This window comes from Slackia heliotrinireducens DSM 20476 (assembly GCF_000023885.1).
GTDB lineage: Bacteria > Actinomycetota > Coriobacteriia > Coriobacteriales > Eggerthellaceae > Slackia > Slackia heliotrinireducens.
This window is the reverse complement of the sequence record NC_013165.1, coordinates 1,161,798-1,177,742: the sequence shown is the minus strand read 5'-3', so window position 1 is coordinate 1,177,742 and position 15,945 is coordinate 1,161,798. Positions and strand designations below refer to the sequence as shown.

General features: G+C 60.7%; 13 protein-coding genes and 1 tRNA gene. 1 reads left to right on the top strand and 13 read right to left on the bottom strand.

From position 1 onward, the window contains the following. Positions 1-12: 12 nt before the first annotated feature. The 5 genes from hrcA to yihA form a co-directional block, all read right to left on the bottom strand. Complete coding sequence (hrcA, locus tag SHEL_RS05055) at positions 13-1,023, bottom strand: heat-inducible transcriptional repressor HrcA (RefSeq protein WP_012798171.1); 1,011 nt, start codon at positions 1,021-1,023, stop codon at positions 13-15. A gap of 172 nt (positions 1,024-1,195) precedes the next feature. Beyond that, positions 1,196-2,221 carry a tRNA dihydrouridine synthase DusB gene (gene dusB, locus SHEL_RS05050; protein WP_012798170.1) on the bottom strand — a complete coding sequence of 342 codons (1,026 nt, stop codon included), beginning with the start codon at positions 2,219-2,221 and terminating at the stop codon, positions 1,196-1,198. Then, positions 2,205-3,323 (bottom strand): radical SAM family heme chaperone HemW, encoded by a 1,119-nt coding sequence (gene hemW, locus SHEL_RS05045; RefSeq protein ID WP_012798169.1) that lies wholly within the window; start codon positions 3,321-3,323, stop codon positions 2,205-2,207. Before hemW ends, dusB begins: the two co-directional genes overlap by 17 nt. Further along, the gene (gene lepA / locus SHEL_RS05040) at positions 3,323-5,128 is read right to left on the bottom strand and encodes a translation elongation factor 4 (protein WP_012798168.1); all 1,806 of its coding nucleotides are present in this window, start codon (positions 5,126-5,128) and stop codon (positions 3,323-3,325) included. Before lepA ends, hemW begins: the two co-directional genes overlap by 1 nt. A 71-nt stretch (positions 5,129-5,199) precedes the next feature. After that, the gene (gene yihA, locus SHEL_RS05035) at positions 5,200-5,805 is read right to left on the bottom strand and encodes a ribosome biogenesis GTP-binding protein YihA/YsxC (RefSeq protein WP_012798167.1); all 606 of its coding nucleotides are present in this window, start codon (positions 5,803-5,805) and stop codon (positions 5,200-5,202) included. Positions 5,806-6,013: 208 nt separating this feature from the next. On the opposite strand from yihA, the gene rpsT reads away from it, so the two are divergent. Further along, positions 6,014-6,502: a 30S ribosomal protein S20 gene (gene rpsT, locus SHEL_RS05030; RefSeq protein WP_012798166.1), complete on the top strand. Its 489-nt coding sequence runs from the start codon at positions 6,014-6,016 to the stop codon at positions 6,500-6,502. Positions 6,503-6,653: 151 nt separating this feature from the next. Here rpsT and holA read toward each other — a convergent pair whose 3' ends face one another. The 8 genes from holA to SHEL_RS04990 form a co-directional block, all read right to left on the bottom strand. Then, complete coding sequence (gene holA / locus SHEL_RS05025; RefSeq protein WP_012798165.1) at positions 6,654-7,637, bottom strand: DNA polymerase III subunit delta; 984 nt, start codon at positions 7,635-7,637, stop codon at positions 6,654-6,656. A gap of 9 nt (positions 7,638-7,646) precedes the next feature. Beyond that, positions 7,647-9,692 (bottom strand): DNA internalization-related competence protein ComEC/Rec2, encoded by a 2,046-nt coding sequence (locus SHEL_RS05020; protein WP_169304502.1) that lies wholly within the window; start codon positions 9,690-9,692, stop codon positions 7,647-7,649. A 136-nt stretch (positions 9,693-9,828) separates the two neighbouring features. Continuing rightward, on the bottom strand, positions 9,829-10,560 hold the full coding sequence (locus SHEL_RS05015) for a ComEA family DNA-binding protein (protein WP_012798163.1): 732 nt from the start codon (positions 10,558-10,560) through the stop codon (positions 9,829-9,831). Between the two features lie 332 nt (positions 10,561-10,892). Continuing rightward, on the bottom strand, positions 10,893-12,005 hold the full coding sequence (locus SHEL_RS05010; RefSeq protein WP_012798162.1) for a DUF4179 domain-containing protein: 1,113 nt from the start codon (positions 12,003-12,005) through the stop codon (positions 10,893-10,895). Positions 12,006-12,010: 5 nt separating this feature from the next. After that, a complete protein-coding gene (locus SHEL_RS05005; RefSeq protein WP_232001646.1) occupies positions 12,011-12,634 on the bottom strand; it encodes an RNA polymerase sigma factor in 624 nt (207 codons plus the stop codon). Positions 12,635-12,893: 259 nt separating this feature from the next. Further along, positions 12,894-13,973, bottom strand: coding sequence for a 3-dehydroquinate synthase (aroB, locus tag SHEL_RS05000; RefSeq protein ID WP_012798160.1), 1,080 nt, complete (start codon positions 13,971-13,973; stop codon positions 12,894-12,896). Positions 13,974-14,003: 30 nt separating this feature from the next. Further along, entirely contained in the window at positions 14,004-15,014 is a 1,011-nt protein-coding gene (gene aroF / locus SHEL_RS04995; protein ID WP_012798159.1) for a 3-deoxy-7-phosphoheptulonate synthase, read from the bottom strand. Between the two features lie 828 nt (positions 15,015-15,842). Next, a tRNA-Leu gene (locus SHEL_RS04990) sits at positions 15,843-15,931 on the bottom strand. Positions 15,932-15,945 lie beyond the last annotated feature (14 nt).

Genomic DNA, 15,945 nt, shown 5'->3' with positions numbered 1-15,945 from the left:
TACCTTTCTACCCTACAAATCACGCAGCGCGTTTTTCGCAGCGCGCACAGCGTGTATGACAGTTGAATAATCCATGCGCGTGGGCCCGATGACGGCGACGATGCCACTGCCGGCACCCGTGCCGTACTGGGCTGCGACCACCGATACGCCGGAGAGCTCCTCCGTACCGTTCTCGCGGCCGATGCTGACCTTGAGGTCTTCCTTGGCGGTGTCGGCAAGAGCCCGGTCGAACATCTGCATGAGCACCGTGTCGTCCTCCAACACCTGCAAGACGGGCAAGGCCGTCTGGGCGTGGCTGAATTCGGGTTTGCGGAGCAGCGACGAGAGCCCCAGACGATGGGTTCGGGACGCGTCGCCTTGGTTGATACAGAGGATGATCTCCTCGATAATGGCGTGGGCCAAAGGCGATGCAAGCGTTTCGGAGTCGACCTGGGACATGCGTTTGCGCATGTCGGAAACGTTCGCTCCGTTCACAAGGCCGTTTATGGCATTCTGCAGGTGGGCCAGCTCGTCGGAGGGAATCTCCTCGTTGAACTCGACCGTGCGGTTGAACACCTGCCCGTCGTCGGTCACGACGACCACCAAAACGCGATGCGGCGTCATGGACACCAAGGACACCTGCTTGACCGACACACCGATGACCGATGGCGCAAGCACCACCGACAGGCAGTCCGTCAGCCGCGACAGCGCCGCGGACGTCTGGTCCATAAGCTCGTCCACCGCCGTGGCCGCCGAACGCAGCTCGTCGAAGGTGGAGCCGTCTACATCGGTGCCGTATTCGCGTTCGAGCAGCTCATCGACGAACGCGCGGTAGCCCGCATCGGTGGGAATACGCCCCGCGGAGGTGTGGGGCGAACGGATGTAGCCTTCGTCTTCCAGAACCGATAGCTCGTTTCTGACCGTAGCGGGAGAAACCCCGAGCTTATAGCGGTCGACCAGGGTGCGGGATCCGACAGGCTGGGCAAAGGCCACGTACTCTTCGATAAGCGCTTCGAGCACACGCTGCCTACGTTCCGAAAGCATCTGCGATCACCGTCCTTCCCTAGTCCATCCGAATACACGCATGACGAAAAAAGCCCTTCGGGCTTCTGTACGGTGAGATTTTAGCAGCCGAAACAGTCAAGTGCCAAAAAAGTGGCGAAAAGTTACCAGCCCGTCATATTGCGAGACGGCCCTAACGGCTCAAACGGCCCCTTTAACGGCCAGGCGCAGCGCGGTACGCCGCCTCGCGGGCACGCACGTCGGCCGCATCCACCAGTATCTTGTCCAGCACGCGGTTGAAATCATCCATGGTGACGCAGGAGTTCAAAGCGCCGCGGGCTTCGCGCACGCCAGGAACGCCGCGCAGATACCACATGACGTGTTTGCGCATGTAGACGATGGTGTTGCCCATGTATCCGTCCAGCATCGACGCATGGCGGCGAGCCATGGCGACGCGTTCCTCGTCGGTCGGTTCGGCAGGGGCGGGCTCGCCCGCCAAAGCCGCTGCGGCCTCTGGGAAAATCCAAGGGTTGCCTTGGGCTCCGCGGGCGATCATCACGCCGTCCACCCCGGTGGCGTCCACCATAGCGCGGGCGTCTTCGCCGCGTTTGATGTCACCGTTGCCGATGACAGGCACCGACACCGACCGCTTCACGCGTCCGAGCACATCCCAATCGGCATCTCCCGAATACATCTGGGCCGTGGTACGCCCATGCACCGTCATCCAATCGGCTCCGGCGTCTTCCATGCGTTTCGCGAAATCGCAGGCAACGTCCTCCCCTGCCGCGAAGCCCTTGCGGAACTTCACAGTCACAGGACAACTGACCTGGGATTTGATTTGACGGACAATCTGCTGTGCCACATCCGGGGTGTTCAACAGCGCCGAGCCGTCGCCTTTCTTGATTATCTTTCTGGCAGGACAGCCCATGTTCACATCGATGCAGACCAGCTTCTCGCCCAGCGAATCCTCTACCCACGCCGCTTCGCGGGCCATGGTATCGGGTTCGTGGCCGAACAGCTGCACGCCCACATGCAGCTCGTTGGGTGCGGTGTCAAGCAGGCGGCGGGTCTTCTCGTTGGCGAACGAAAGCGCCTTTGAAGACACCATCTCGGTGAATGTGAGGTCGGCGCCCATTTCGACGCAGATGCTGCGGTACATGACGTCGTTCACACCCGCCATGGGGGCGAGAACCACGGGAACGCGCCCGGCAGGTGCAAGGTCGCTAAGGGGCCAGCTCATAGATGCGTCCGTAGAGCTCGTTGCCCAGAAGCCAGCCGCCAAGCGTCGGCTTGTAGCGGTCGTCTTCCAGCTTGACCAGGTTGTCCTTCTGCAGGTCGCGGAACACCTGGAGCACTTTGGGCAGCAGGGTGGCGGCGGCCTTGACCTCGTCGACGGACACGCCTTGCGACATGCGCATCTTCATCATGAGGTCCTCGGCCATCATCTGGCGGCGGTTCAGGTCGTCCACAACGTACCCGTCCTGCTTGCGCATGCGGCGGGAATCGTTCTGGGTCATGGTCACGGCCGACACGCCAATGCCGTAGTAAGGCACGCCGGTCCAGTATTTCTTGTTATGCTCGCACTCGTACCCGTCAAGGGCGTAGCTCGCCACCTCGTAGCGGTGGAACCCCGCGGGAAGCAGCACGTTGGGAGCCATGCCCATCATGAGCGCCTCACGGTCTTCGTGGTCCTCCGGAATCTCGATTTCGCCGGCGTCCACCATGCGCTGCAGAGGCGTGTGCTCCTCAATGGTAAGCGGATAGATGCTGACATGCTTGACGCCCAGGTCGACGGCCTGCTGCACGCTGTCCAGAAACATCTCCGGCGTCTGGCCGGGGATGCCGCACATCAGATCGACGGACACGTTGTCGAAGCGCTCCTGGGCCATGGCGATGGCCTCTTTGGCGCGGGCCCCATCGTGGATACGGTCCATGCGCTTGAGCAGCTCGTCGTCGAAGCTCTGCACGCCGATGGACAGGCGGTTCACCCCCAGCGCGTAGATGTCGCGGATGAGCTCGGGCGTCACGCTTTCCGGATTGGCCTCCATGGAGCATTCCACCTCAGGCGTCAGGTGCATGGACACCCCGAGGGTGTAAAGCAGGTTGGACAGGTGCTTCGTGCCGATGTAGCTGGGCGTGCCGCCGCCGATGTAGACGGTTTCGATCTGCGAAAGGAAGCCCTCGCGGGAGGCATGGCGGATGTCCAGCACCAGGTTCTCGATATACTCGCCGATCTCCGGTGAATCCTTTGGGATAGCCCGCGTGGTGAAATCGCAGTACGCACAGCGATGCTTGCAGAACGGCAGATGTATGTAGAGCGCCTTGTAAGGATCGTACGCCATTATTCGTCAACTTTCAGAATGGCCATGAACGCCTCTTGCGGCACCTCGACGTTGCCGATGGCCTTCATGCGCTTCTTGCCCTGCTTCTGCTTCTCCAACAGCTTGCGCTTACGGGAGATGTCGCCGCCGTAGCATTTGGCCAGAACGTCCTTGCGCTTGGCGCGCACGGTCTGACGAGCCAGAACGCGTCCGCCCACAGCCGCCTGGATAGGCACCTCGAACAGCTGACGGGGAATGATCTCCTTGAGCTTCTCGCAAAGCACACGGCCGCGGTCATAGGCCTTGTCCTTGTGCACGATGAACGACAGCGCGTCGATGGGTTTGCCGGAAAGCAGGATGTCGAGCTTCTGCAGGGCGCCTTCCTTATAGCCCGAGAACTCGTAGTCCAGGCTGGCGTAGCCCTTCGTGCGGCTTTTCAGCTGGTCGAAGAAGTCCATGATGAGCTCGGAGGACGGGATTTCCCAGATCATCTCCACCGTGGTGGTGGACAGATAGTTCATGGTTTTGAACGTGCCGCGGTGCTCGGTGGCCAACGTCATGACGGCGCCCACATAATCCGGCGGCACCATGATGGTGGCGCGCAGGTACGGCTCCTCGATGTGCTCGATTTCGGAGGGGTCGGGCAGGTCCTGCGGCGAATGCAGGCTGAGCATCTCCTTGTTCGTCATATATACATGGTATTCCACCGAAGGGGCCGTGGCGATGAGGTCCAGATTGAACTCGCGCTCCAGGCGCTCCTTGATGACTTCCATGTGCAGAAGGCCCAGAAAGCCCACGCGGAAGCCGAAGCCCAGCGCATGGCTGGTTTCAGGCTCCCAGACGAGCGCCGGGTCGTTCAACGCCAGCTTCTCCAGGGCTTCTTTAAGCGGCTCGTACTGGTCGGAATCGATCGGGAACAGGCCCGTATACACCATGGGTTTTGCCTCGCGGTAACCGGGCAGCGGCTCCTTCGCGCCGTTGACCTGCGAAGTCAGCGTGTCGCCGACACGTACCTGGGAAACGTCTTTCAGGCCTGTGACCAGGTATCCCACCTCGCCGGCAACAAGCTCGGGCATGGCAACCTCGGCGGGACGGCGGGCGCCCACCTCTTCAACCAGGATTTGGGCGTCGTTGGCCATCAAGCGCACCTGGTCGCCCTTTTTGATACGGCCGTCCACCACACGGATGAGGGCCACCACGCCGCGGTAGGCGTCGAAATACGAGTCGAAGATCAGCGCACGCAGCGGCGCCTCGGAGTCGCCCTCCGGAGGCGGAATGAGGCCCACCACGGCTTCGAGCAGCCCGTGGATGCCCTCCCCCGTCTTGCCGCTGGCCAAGATGGCGTCGTCGGCCAAGATGGCCAGACCGTCCTCGATTTCCGTCTTCACCCGCTCGGGCTCGGCGGAAGGCAGATCGATCTTATTGATAAGAGGCACGATCTCCAGATCGGCGTTCATGGCCATCATGGCGTTGGCCACCGTCTGGGCCTCGACGCCCTGGGTGGCGTCCACCACCAGCACGGCGCCTTCGCACGCGGCAAGGCTTCGGCTGACTTCATAGGTGAAGTCGACGTGGCCCGGGGTGTCGATCAGGTTCAATTGGTAGGTGTTGCCGTCATCGGCGTCGTACATGACGCGGACCGCCTGGCTTTTGATGGTAATGCCGCGTTCGCGTTCGATATCCATGCTGTCAAGCAGCTGGTTGGTCATATCGCGCTTCGCCACGGTTCCCGTAAGCTCCAGGATGCGGTCCGAAATGGTGGACTTGCCGTGGTCGATGTGGGCGATGATGCTGAAATTGCGTATGTATTCAGGATTCATAGTCATAATGGGCGTATTCTAGCAGGGTTGGGCCCAAGGTATGCGCGCCGCGGGCGGCATCGCGAAGAAACCACGGGCTATCCCCTAAACTCCTTCTTCTCCTCCTGGATGGCGTACTCGATGGTACGCTTGAGCACGTCGATGCCTGTACCCTTCTCGGACGAGACCGCGATGATGGGGTCTTCAGGCTCGAAGCCCAGCTGTTTGCGAATGGCGGCCACCTGCCTGTTCACCTGGGATTTGGAAAGCTTGTCCGCCTTGGTGAGCACCACGACGAACGGCAGCCCCTCCTCCATAAGGAAATCTATCATCTGAACGTCCAGTTCGCTTGCGGCATGGCGGATGTCGATCAGCGACACCACCAACGCGAACCTGCGGTCCTGATGGAAGTAGCCCTCGATGAGGCCCGACCAACGCTGGCGCTCGGTCTTCGACACCTTGGCATAGCCGTATCCGGGCAGGTCCACGAAATCCGCCGAGGACGCCGTGAAGAAGTTGATGGTCGCGGTTTTACCCGGTGTGGACGAGACCTTTGCCAAACCCTTGCGGTTGAACAGCTTGTTCAGCAGCGAAGACTTACCCACATTGGACCTTCCGGCGAAGGAAATCTCCGGCCGTACGGATTTTGGTAGTTGATTTATGGTGCCGTATGCTGCCTTGAATGAAACTTCGTTGTAATTCATGTATACTCCGTGTCGCGTTTGTCCGACATGATATGCGTGGATCGGCCAGAGACCACCTGTGTCTATCCTACCTTATGAAGGCAGGATTGTGGTCATTGTGCTGATACGGTATATCAAACGAACAGACCATGGCAAACTGGAAAGTCCTGTGCTAAACTTTTCGGGTTTTCGCTTGAGAATGATAATTTTAATATCGGAGGAATGAACTGTGGCGAACATTAAGAGTCAGAAGAAGCGCATCCTGACCGCCGAGAAGGCTCGCATGCGCAACAAGGCTATCAAGTCCGAGCTGAAGACCGCTGTGCGTGCGGTCCGCGAAGCTGTCGCTGCCGGCAACGGCGTCGAGGCTTACGTGGCTGCCCAGAAGGCCTGCCGCCTGCTGGACAAGGCTGCTACCAAGGGCGTCATCCACAAGAACCAGGCTGCCAACCGCAAGTCCGGTGTCATGAAGCTGGCGAACACCATCGTCACTCCCGAAGACATCGCTGCTGCTCCCAAGCCGGTCAAGAAGGAGAACGTCGTCAAGGGTGGCACCAAGAAGGCCGCTAAGAAGGCTGCCAAGGCCGAGGCTTACGCCGCTGCCGCTGCCGCCAAGGCCGAGCGTCGCGCTGCCACCGAGAAGGCTCAGGCCGCTGCCGCCGCCCGCAAGGCTGCCGAGGCTGCCGAAGCCGCCGCTGAGGAAGAAGCCGCCGAATAACTTCGGCTTCAATCCGATGAAACGCCAAGCCCCGTTCACGCGGGGCTTTTTCTGGTTGGGGCGAAAACCAGTATTCTCAAACGCTTTCGCACACCATGCAGAAAGGCCCGATGAACGGGCCTTTTTCTGTTGATGGTTATATAGATTCGTTCTAACGCGCAGGACGGCGGCGTGCTGTCTCGAGCACCCATTTCAGAAACGCGTCTTCAGGGTTCGATCCGCTCTTCATGGCGCGCTCGCAGTCTCGGGCTGCGCTTAGGGCGTGGCGCAACTCCTCGGCGGTCCATTGGCGCGCCCAAGCCTGATGGTTCCTCACCTTCCAGGTAGGCACGTTGCCCAAAGCCGCCGCCAGGGCCTGCTGGCTGGTCTGGCCTCGCTTGGCCAGCGCCTTGCAGGTCAGAAGCTCGCGCAGCACGGTTACGCATCTACCCAGCAGGACGAACACCGACCCGCTGTCCAGACGGTTCCACACCGCAAGCATCTGGTTTACGTTGCGCGCGCCGAAGGCGTCCGAGAAATCCCAAGGCTTGGCCTCGGCCGTGCGGGCCACAAGCGCCTCCACCTCGGAAACGCCCACGGGCTGCTTTCCGGTATGAGCCAAAGCAATCTTCTGCAGCTCGGCATCGATCCGCACGGTGTTTTCGCCCACCAGGTCCACCAAACGCGAGGCGGCATCCAGATTCATCCCGAAGCCATGGGTCAGGGCCATACCCCGAACCTTATCGGGAAGCTCCTTCTTCGTCATAGGCGAGCAGTCGATGACCGCCTGACGCCCCACTTTGGCCATAGCCTTGTACAGCGCGGTGTTTTTGGCCATCTTGGTGGCCACGACGGCAAGCACCGTGGTGGTGCAGGGCTCTTTAAGATAGTCGGCGATGGCGGTGGCTGCGGCTTTTTTCAAACCCTCGCCGCTCTTGACGACCACCAGGCGCACGTCGCTGGCGAAAGGCACCGTGTTGCAGGATGTGACGACGTCTTCACCGGTCACGTTAGGACCTTCGAAATAGTCGGAGTTGAAGTCGATGTCGCCCAACGCGGCCACGCGCGAGCGCAGACGCTTGAGCACGGTATTGCGCTTCAATTCGTCTTCACCAACGATGAGATATGCCGGCAACAGCCCTTGAGATTCAGCCATGGCACCAGTCTAGCGCATTGCGCGCACTTCGAGGGTGTTGGCACGGAACCTGCAAGACACATCTCCATTTTCATCGGTGCGGAACACCTGGGCGCCCGCAGCCTCCAGCGTCTCGACAGTCTCGGGCGCGGGATGCCCGTAATCGTTGTCAGCACCCACGCTGATCAGGACCACTTCCGGCCGAAGCGCCGACGCCAACTCCGGCGTCATACCGGCGCGGCTGCCGTGGTGCCCTTCTTTCAGCACATCGATGTCTCCCACGGTCCCCTCCTCCACCATGGCGGAAATCTGGTCGGCTTCGGCGTCGCCTGTGAACAGCGCCGTGAAATCGCAGGAACCGTCGCCGTCCCCGTCGTATTCCACCCGCAGACACAGGCTGTCGGCGTTGCCTCCCTTGTCGCAAAACGCATGGGGCCACACGACCGTGCAGGTGAACCGCCCCACCTGCAGCACGTCGCCGAACGACAGGCCGCGCACATCGTCGGCGCCCACCGTCTGCTTGGCGGCTTCCAGAAGCAGGTCGTTGTTCCTGTCCTCCGTCGTGAAGGTCTCGCGGGCCACGTACACCTTACCGCCGGCAAGGGCGGATTTCAAGACGGGAAGCGAACCGTAGTGGTCATCATCGTGGTGGGACACCAGCAACGCGTCCAGCCGGTTGGCCCCATGCCGTGCAAGCGCCTGGGACAGCATGGTCTCCTGGTTGCCCGTGTCCACCAGAAGCGTCCTCCCCTGGCTACGGATGAGGAAGGCGTCCCCCTGCCCTACGTCCAGCATGACGATCTCGTCCCCGGCCATGTGAGGGGCGACAAGCAAGAACACGAGCAGCGCCGCAGCCGCAGCGCACAGCGCGCGGCGAACCGTTTTCGCACGGGGGTTGGGCCAAACCCTCCATATGAGGGCCATGAGCGCCACCGAAACGGCCGTCGAAGCGCCCGCCGACCAGCTGCTGAACAGGCTTGCATAGGGTACTTGGGCCAACGCATGCATGATCGAACAGAACAAATCCGCCGCACCTGCGCACACCGCAAGCGCCAAAGACCCCAAGGGAGGCGCCGCCGCACACAGCGCGAGCGCGGCCAGGCCCCCGATGAGCAGCACCGAGAACACCGGCGCCGCAATCAGGTTCGCCACGGGCGATAGCAGGGGCAGCCGGGCGAATACCGATGCCACCACTGGAAAGATCACCAGATTGGCAGCCATGGTCAAGGCCACCGTGTTGCACACCGTGGGAAACCTTCCGCCTAAAGCCTTGCCAAGCCACGTCTCGAAAAGCCCTGTGAACAGGATGATTCCCAACGTCGAGCCCACCGAGAGCAGGAACGACAGCGAGAAGGCGTTGTAAGGGTTTGCAGCCAGCAGCAGGCAGACGCACACCGAAAGCGCCGCCAGAGGCGAGCCACGCCTTCCGCCCCAGACGGCCCCGATGAGCACCGATGACATGAGCGCTGCCCGAAGCACCGGTATGGACATCCCCGTGAACAGGGCATATGCCGCAAAGAATCCCATGATGACGCAGACGACCGCCCTTTTCGGCATGCCGATCCGCTTCAGGACCATCATCACGAAGGCCGAAACCACCGACAGGTGCGCCCCCGACACCGCCACCATGTGGGCCATGCCCACGGCTTTCATGTCGTCGTAGAGGCCGCCCTCTTCAAGCCGCAGCCGATCCCCCAGAAGCACGGCCGCGAGCAGAGCCGAACCTTTGCCGTCTCGGGCTTCGATCCGGTCCATGCACCAAGCTCGGACCGAAAGCATCGTACCCGTCAACCCTGTGCGTTCGCATCGGTCGGGCCTGGTCAGGCGCGCTCGGGCGCACACGCCTTGCTGGAGGTAGCGCATCTCGCGGTCGGGTTCGAACTCCGAGAACAACGCGTAGGAGACCACCTTGTCCCGAGCCAGAAACCGCTCGCAATCGTCAAAGGACACCTGCACCCGGCGGCTTTTGCCCGCATCGTCTCGGACCGTGGCCACGGCATGCCATCCGAACTCGGTCCGTTTGGCGTCCTGCTCAAGCGTGAAGGTCCGCTCACCCGGCGAAAGGCCTTGAGGCACGCCTTCACCCTGCAGACATGACAGGTACAAGCCCAATCCGACCAGGATTGCAAGCCAAAGCCCTGCCGCAACATATGCGGTTGGAGGAAGGAAGGGTTTTTGGAAGCCGGGCTCGACTCCTGCCGCAGCACGCGCCTCAGACGCAGATATCGTCTGCAATCTTGGCATACTTCTTCTCCCCTATGCCGCTGACGCGCTGCAGGTCCTCAACCGAAGCGAACGGCCCGTTGGCCTCCCGGTCCTTCACGATGGCTTCGGCCGTGGCGGGCCCGATGCCCGAAAGCTGCTGGAGCTCGGAGGCGTCGGCGGTGTTTATGTTCACTTTGCCCGATGGCGAAGCAGCCTCGCCCGCACCGGTGGACGCCTGCTCGGACGCGGCGGCAGGCCCTGCAAAGGCGCCCGATTCCACATCGTCGGCCGTCGGGACGTACACCTGCTCGCCGTCCGCCAGCACCCGGGCCTGATTGATGGCGTCTTGAGCGGCCTGGTCGGAAAAGCCCGATGCCGCAGACACTGCATCGCATACCCGCGACCCCTCCGGCAACGTGTAGACCCCTGGCACCTGCACCGCCCCTGCCACATGGACCTGGATGCATGCGGCCTCATTCCCGGGCTCGGCCTCCCCTTCCGCAGGAGCTTCTTCGGCTGGATCCACTTCGGCGATGGCCTCCGTTTGCGGCGGCTGCTCCTGGGCGGCCTCGGCCTTTTCCACCACCAACGGTTCCTCGTGGGTCAAAACGCCCACGCCGAGCGCTGCGCCCGCAAGCCCTAGGACGGCCAGAACCGCCGCGCCCACCAAAGCGGGTGTCGGCACGTCCGTCAGATGGGCACGGGCCCTGAATGTTTCCGCAGATTCTTGAAACGACATGGCGAACCTCCTTCATCGGTTCACTTCACCATGCCAGACAAACCTTGCCGAACTGTATGTAAACTTTGCATCGAAACAGGGCCAAAACCTGAACCGGTTTCGATCTGAATCTGAATTCGGCCTGATTCCCCAGTTCAGATACCACATGCGATTTTGTCGGCGATTTCGCGCTGCATAGGCAGGCCGCACCGAGATCCTCTCCTGCCGCCGAGGAGCCGCCTATCTGCGCGCGAAGAGCATCTCGAACCCGAAAGCCGGACAAACGGAAGCGCCCGACAGACTGTCCGTCGGGCGCTTTCTCGGCCATCGGGTTTTTCGCCTGCAGCCTCAGGTTATTCGGAAATCGGAACGTCTGTACCGCAGAACGCGACAGAGACAATCTGGTCCACATCGACGATCTCATCGAAGGTCACAGCTTTGTGCACCAGCGTGGCGTCTCCGAGATCCTCTGTTGTACCTCCCCCGAGGTCGTGGCCGATGACGCTGCTTCCGTCACGCATGGTCACCACAACGTCCGGCGTGTTCAAAAACCGATCGACGAGTTGGGAATTGTGGTCGCTCATTTGACCGCTCGACTGCTCCTCCCAGTCCATGGCCTCATTCACAACCAGGTCGAACGTCAGAGCGATTGGCGAAATCCTTGCGCTTTTCACTACGCCGGATAGCCCGTTATACGACACGTCCTGTCCCGCAGGAAGATCGATCGAAGTGTCTTCGTAATCCACCTTGAAACGCAGATCCCATGTGCCGTCTGCCAAGCGAACCATGGTGTCGTCGGCCCCGTAGGCGTACAACCCTTCGAAGTGCGCACGCATGGTCTTGCCAACGATGCTGCCTCCAGAAATGTCGATCGAGCATCGGTCGACCATCTGGATTGCGTTGTCGGCGGGGTCTGCATCGTAGAAGTACATCGAGCCGTTGCTTCCGTTGTTCATGCCGAAATCGGCATCATATGTGTCGAACCCCGCGAGTATCAGGCCGTCTTCCGTGGTTTCCAAAAGGTCGAAAGGCTGTCCGTCATCACGCACGATGCTGTATACGACCGCGTAGTTCTCACGGTCGCCGATGATGGCATCTGCGGTCACGGTCACCCCTCCGCTGCTAGCGCTCGCTTCGACGGGGTGGCCGATGGAATCCACCACCTGGGTATCCGCAACGCCGCCGAACATATCGGCAGCGAATTCGCCTACGGTGACGAAGGCTCCAGTGGCATAGGCGGCACCCCCGATGGCAAGAGCAGCTGCCGCTGCGGCGACGGCAACGGCAAATGGACGGCGGGCACGCTTGCCGCTGCGGACCGGAGCACGGAGCGGTGCGGCACCCCTGTCGTCGGAACCAACGAGTCTCGAGGACGCAACACCTTGCGCGACCGCACGAGTCAAACGATCTTTGGCCGCATCGGAAAAACGCAGGTCGTCGTAAGAATCAAAATGCAAATTGCTCATGGTATCTATCCTTTCAGCATCCGACGCAAAGCAAAACGGGCTCGGCTCAACTGCTTGGCGACCGCAGCTTCGGTGCGCCCCGTCAGCCGTGCGACTTCCGCAATGGAGTATCCTTCGTAATAATGCAGGAAAACCGACTCCCGTTGAGCCTCTGGCAATGCGGACACGGCGTCCAGCACCTCCGAATCTTCCGGCATCTCGACCGATTCGTCAGAAGCCGCCTCCAGCCTCACATTGCGAACGCGCGCCCCGCTTCGCAGAACGTCTTTGCACGCATTCGAGGTAGCGCGTATAACCCATGCCTTTTCGTGTTCGGCATCCTCGAAGCGCGGGGCCTTCGTCAACATCTTGATCAGGATGTTCTGACAAAGATCTTCGGCGTCATGGAACGATTTCAAATAGGTATAGCTCAAGCGCAGTATCAAGTCGGAATAGGACTGCACCACACGTTTAGCTTCGGCCTCCTCTTCGGAGGCATGCGGTGGTGCGACCGACACGACGTTGCGCATAGCCGCGCCTGAATCCTTTGATGACGGCGGCTTTCCACCTTCAACCACTCGTGGTTGCCAGTCTGCGGAGGCTTGCAACTCCGATGAGGGGATATTCGCAGCAGATGGCGAATCGAACATAGTCACAAGGCGCCCTCCTTTCATGATTCGACACATATCGTCTTATGGTTCTGCAACGTTGCTTACCTACAACACGATTCAGCGTTGCGAATCCTGACGCATTGTTTCGAACCGTTGAAAAAAAGATAAGGCTGGCAGAATTGCTTTTGCATTCTGACTTGCGAACATGCCGTTTACTCGAATAGGTAACGCATAGACCATATAATATGAACGCCAGCGGGCGGCGCAACAAGCGCAATCCACCCGTTGGCTATGATTGCTATTTCTGGCAGGCGGTTTCGAACACCCCGCCAAGCTCGGCCACGCCGACATCCACCAGCTCGCAATTCCCAATCGTCTTCGGCAGCACGAACGTCACCGTGTCGCCGGAACGCTTCTTGTCCGATTGCGCGGCCCAGGCAAGCTCCTCAGCCGGAATGTCGGTCGATGTCGGCAGGCCCGCCGACTCAAGGGCGCGTGCAAGCCGGTCGACCAAGGCCTGGTCAGCCATGACGCGCGATGCCGACACCCGCGCCGCCATGACCATGCCTATGGCAACCGCACTGCCGTGGGGCACCGCGTATCCGCTGCATTTCTCAATGGCATGGCCGAAGGTGTGCCCCAGGTTCAAAAACTTGCGCAGCCCGCCTTCATGCTCGTCGGCCTCCACGTAGCGTCGTTTGATGTTCACGCAGCGTGCGATGAGCTCCTGCAAGTGGTCGCGGGGATTGTCGCCCAGATCGTCGAACAGACCGGCGTCGCAGAGCACGCCGTATTTGAGGGACTCTGCCATGCCGTTTGCGAATTCGCCCGATGGCAGCGCAGCGATGCAGTCGATGTCGCATACGACGGCCGACGGCTGGTAGAACGCGCCGGCGAGGTTCTTTCCCGCCTGCAGGTTGATGGCGGTCTTGCCGCCGACGCTGGAATCCACGGCCGCCAGCATGGTCGTGGGCACCTGCACGTAGGGGCAGCCCCGCATGTACGATGCCGCCGCGAATCCCGCAACGTCTCCGACTACGCCGCCGCCCAAGGCCACCACCATGTCGTTTCGGGTCATACGGTGCTCCGCAAGATGCTCGAGCACGGCTGCGAAGGTATGGATGTTCTTGCTGGGCTCACCTGCCGGAAACGCGAAGGCCGACACCTCGAACCCCGCACGCTTCAGGCCGTCCGTCACATCGCCCAGAAACAGCCCTTCCACAACATCGTCGGTAACGACGGCCACACGGGACACCTTCTCCAAACTGGGCACAAACGATGCCACCCGACCGATGAGCCCCTTCCCAATCGTCACGTCGTATTGCTCGCCCGTTGCCACATGTACGACCGAATTGCCGTTGCCGTCCGTCCGGATCACTTCAACACCTCGCCGTCTTCCCTCTACGTTTTACGCCTCTGCATGCACTGCGGCATGAACCGTCTTGAGCTGCGCCATTAGGACCTCGAAGGCTTCGGGCAGCAGCTGCTGGGGACCGTCGGACAGGGCGTGGGCGGGATCGTTGTGGACCTCCACCTCGATGCCGTCGGCCCCGGCGGCTATACCCGCCAGCGACAGCGGCACCACCAGCTCGCGGCGGCCGCCCGAGTGACTGGGGTCGATGATGATCGGCAGATGCGTCAGCTTGCGCAGCACGGGCACAGCCGCTACGTCCAAGGTGTTGCGGGTGTAGGTTTCGAAGGTGCGGATGCCTCGTTCGCACAGGATGACGTTGGGGTTCCCTTCGCTCATAATGTATTCGGCGCTCATCAGAAGCTCCTCGTAGGTTGCCGAAAGACCGCGCTTCAAAAGGATGGGCTGGTCGGTCTTGCCCAGGGCTTTCAGCAGGTCGAAGTTCTGCATGTTGCGCGCGCCCACCTGCAGCACGTCGATATCGCGGAAGTATTTCAGGTCATTGGGATCCATGATTTCGGTCACGATGGGCAGACCCGTCTCCTCTTTGGCTTCGCGCAGCAGGTCGAGCCCCTGGGGACCCATGCCCTGGAAGCTGTAGGGGCTGGTGCGGGGCTTGAAGGCGCCGCCGCGCAACATGGTCGCACCGGCCGCTTTGACAGCATGGGCGACAGCCAGGATCTGCTCGCGGCTCTCGACGCTGCAGGGACCCGCCATGACCGTGAGGTTCCCGCCGCCGACCTGGGTGTTGCCCACCTTTACGACCGTGTCTTCCGGGTGGAACTTGCGGTTCGCCTTCTTGTACGGTTCAGCCACCCGCTTTACTGCGTGCACGGCATCATTCGCCTCGAGGACGGATTTGTCGATCTTCGTGGTGTCGCCCACCAGACCCAGCACGGTCCGCTGGTCGCCTTCGGAAAGATGCACCTTCACGCCATAGCGCTCAAGCTCCTCGATCAAGTTCTGGCGATCCTCTTCCGTCGCATGCTGCTTCAATATAACAATCATCTTCTTCTCACCTTTCCAAAAGCTCGGCCCAGGGCACCGTCGTTGTCGGCAGCCTCTATTCCATCCAACGCCCGGCCGCGACGATCATGCGACCCATAAGAAAAGCCTCCGTAGCGTTAGGCTTCGGAGGCTTGATCTGCTTCTTTGCAATGTTTGAAACTAATCATGCACGCATCCGGCCGCAACGCTTTGAGGCTTGGTAAACCAATACCCAAAATAAAAGCAGCTGTTAATGGCGTACATCACAGGTCTCAATCCTTTCCAACGATGAGGGAAGTCTAGCAGGAGCCACTTTAGTGTGCAATAGTGTTTCCAACAATTTTTGCAATATGTGTAAAACCAGCAAACCGCACACCGGGCTTCTGAGAGGCGGAGCATCGCGCATCCGCCCCGGCAACATTATGAAGTGGGATTGAAGGCTAAAACGAGTTGATGGATTCTGTTTGCGGGCAGGACCGGCCCACCCTATCCGCTTCCTCGGTCTGCAACTTTTCCCGAAAACGGCCTTCCGCGCCAAGAAAAGCAGGTAGTGTACGACTTGCCGGGGCCATCGGATTTTGCCATGAAATGCGGCGGCTGTCTGACCTGGGGATTCTCTTCGGGCATATTGTCGACGGCCGAAGCATGGCCTTCGAGCACCTCCCAGGTCGTACACTAGTTGATTTTATTGGCGCAGAAGCGGGTTTTTGCCGAAAGGAGCAGGCGTCCGACGGTCACGAAGCCTGCTTCAGCAGGAGGAAAGCGCTGTACATGCCAGGTGTTTTACGGCCGGCGGAAAGCATCCCTTCCGGTGCATTAAAAAAGCCCCTGAACGGGGCTTTTGATTTCTGGTGTCGGAGGCGGGATTTGAACCCGCACGCCCGGTATGTGGGCACTAGCACCTCAAGCTAGCGTGTCTGCCGTTCCACCACTCCGACGTGTGAAAGGTGCG

Bases quoted from the DNA above. Each gene is read 5' to 3' on its own strand.
- hrcA (WP_012798171.1), bottom strand. From the start codon at position 1,023: ATGCTTTCGGAACGTAGGCAGCGTGTGCTCGAAGCGCTTATCGAAGAG.
- dusB (WP_012798170.1), bottom strand. From the start codon at position 2,221: ATGAGCTGGCCCCTTAGCGACCTTGCACCTGCCGGGCGCGTTCCCGTG.
- hemW (WP_012798169.1), bottom strand. From the start codon at position 3,323: ATGGCGTACGATCCTTACAAGGCGCTCTACATACATCTGCCGTTCTGC.
- lepA (WP_012798168.1), bottom strand. From the start codon at position 5,128: ATGACTATGAATCCTGAATACATACGCAATTTCAGCATCATCGCCCAC.
- yihA (WP_012798167.1), bottom strand. From the start codon at position 5,805: ATGAATTACAACGAAGTTTCATTCAAGGCAGCATACGGCACCATAAAT.
- holA (WP_012798165.1), bottom strand. From the start codon at position 7,637: ATGGCTGAATCTCAAGGGCTGTTGCCGGCATATCTCATCGTTGGTGAA.
- SHEL_RS05015 (WP_012798163.1), bottom strand. From the start codon at position 10,560: ATGTCGTTTCAAGAATCTGCGGAAACATTCAGGGCCCGTGCCCATCTG.
- SHEL_RS05010 (WP_012798162.1), bottom strand. From the start codon at position 12,005: ATGAGCAATTTGCATTTTGATTCTTACGACGACCTGCGTTTTTCCGAT.
- SHEL_RS05005 (WP_232001646.1), bottom strand. From the start codon at position 12,634: ATGTTCGATTCGCCATCTGCTGCGAATATCCCCTCATCGGAGTTGCAA.
- aroF (WP_012798159.1), bottom strand. From the start codon at position 15,014: ATGATTGTTATATTGAAGCAGCATGCGACGGAAGAGGATCGCCAGAAC.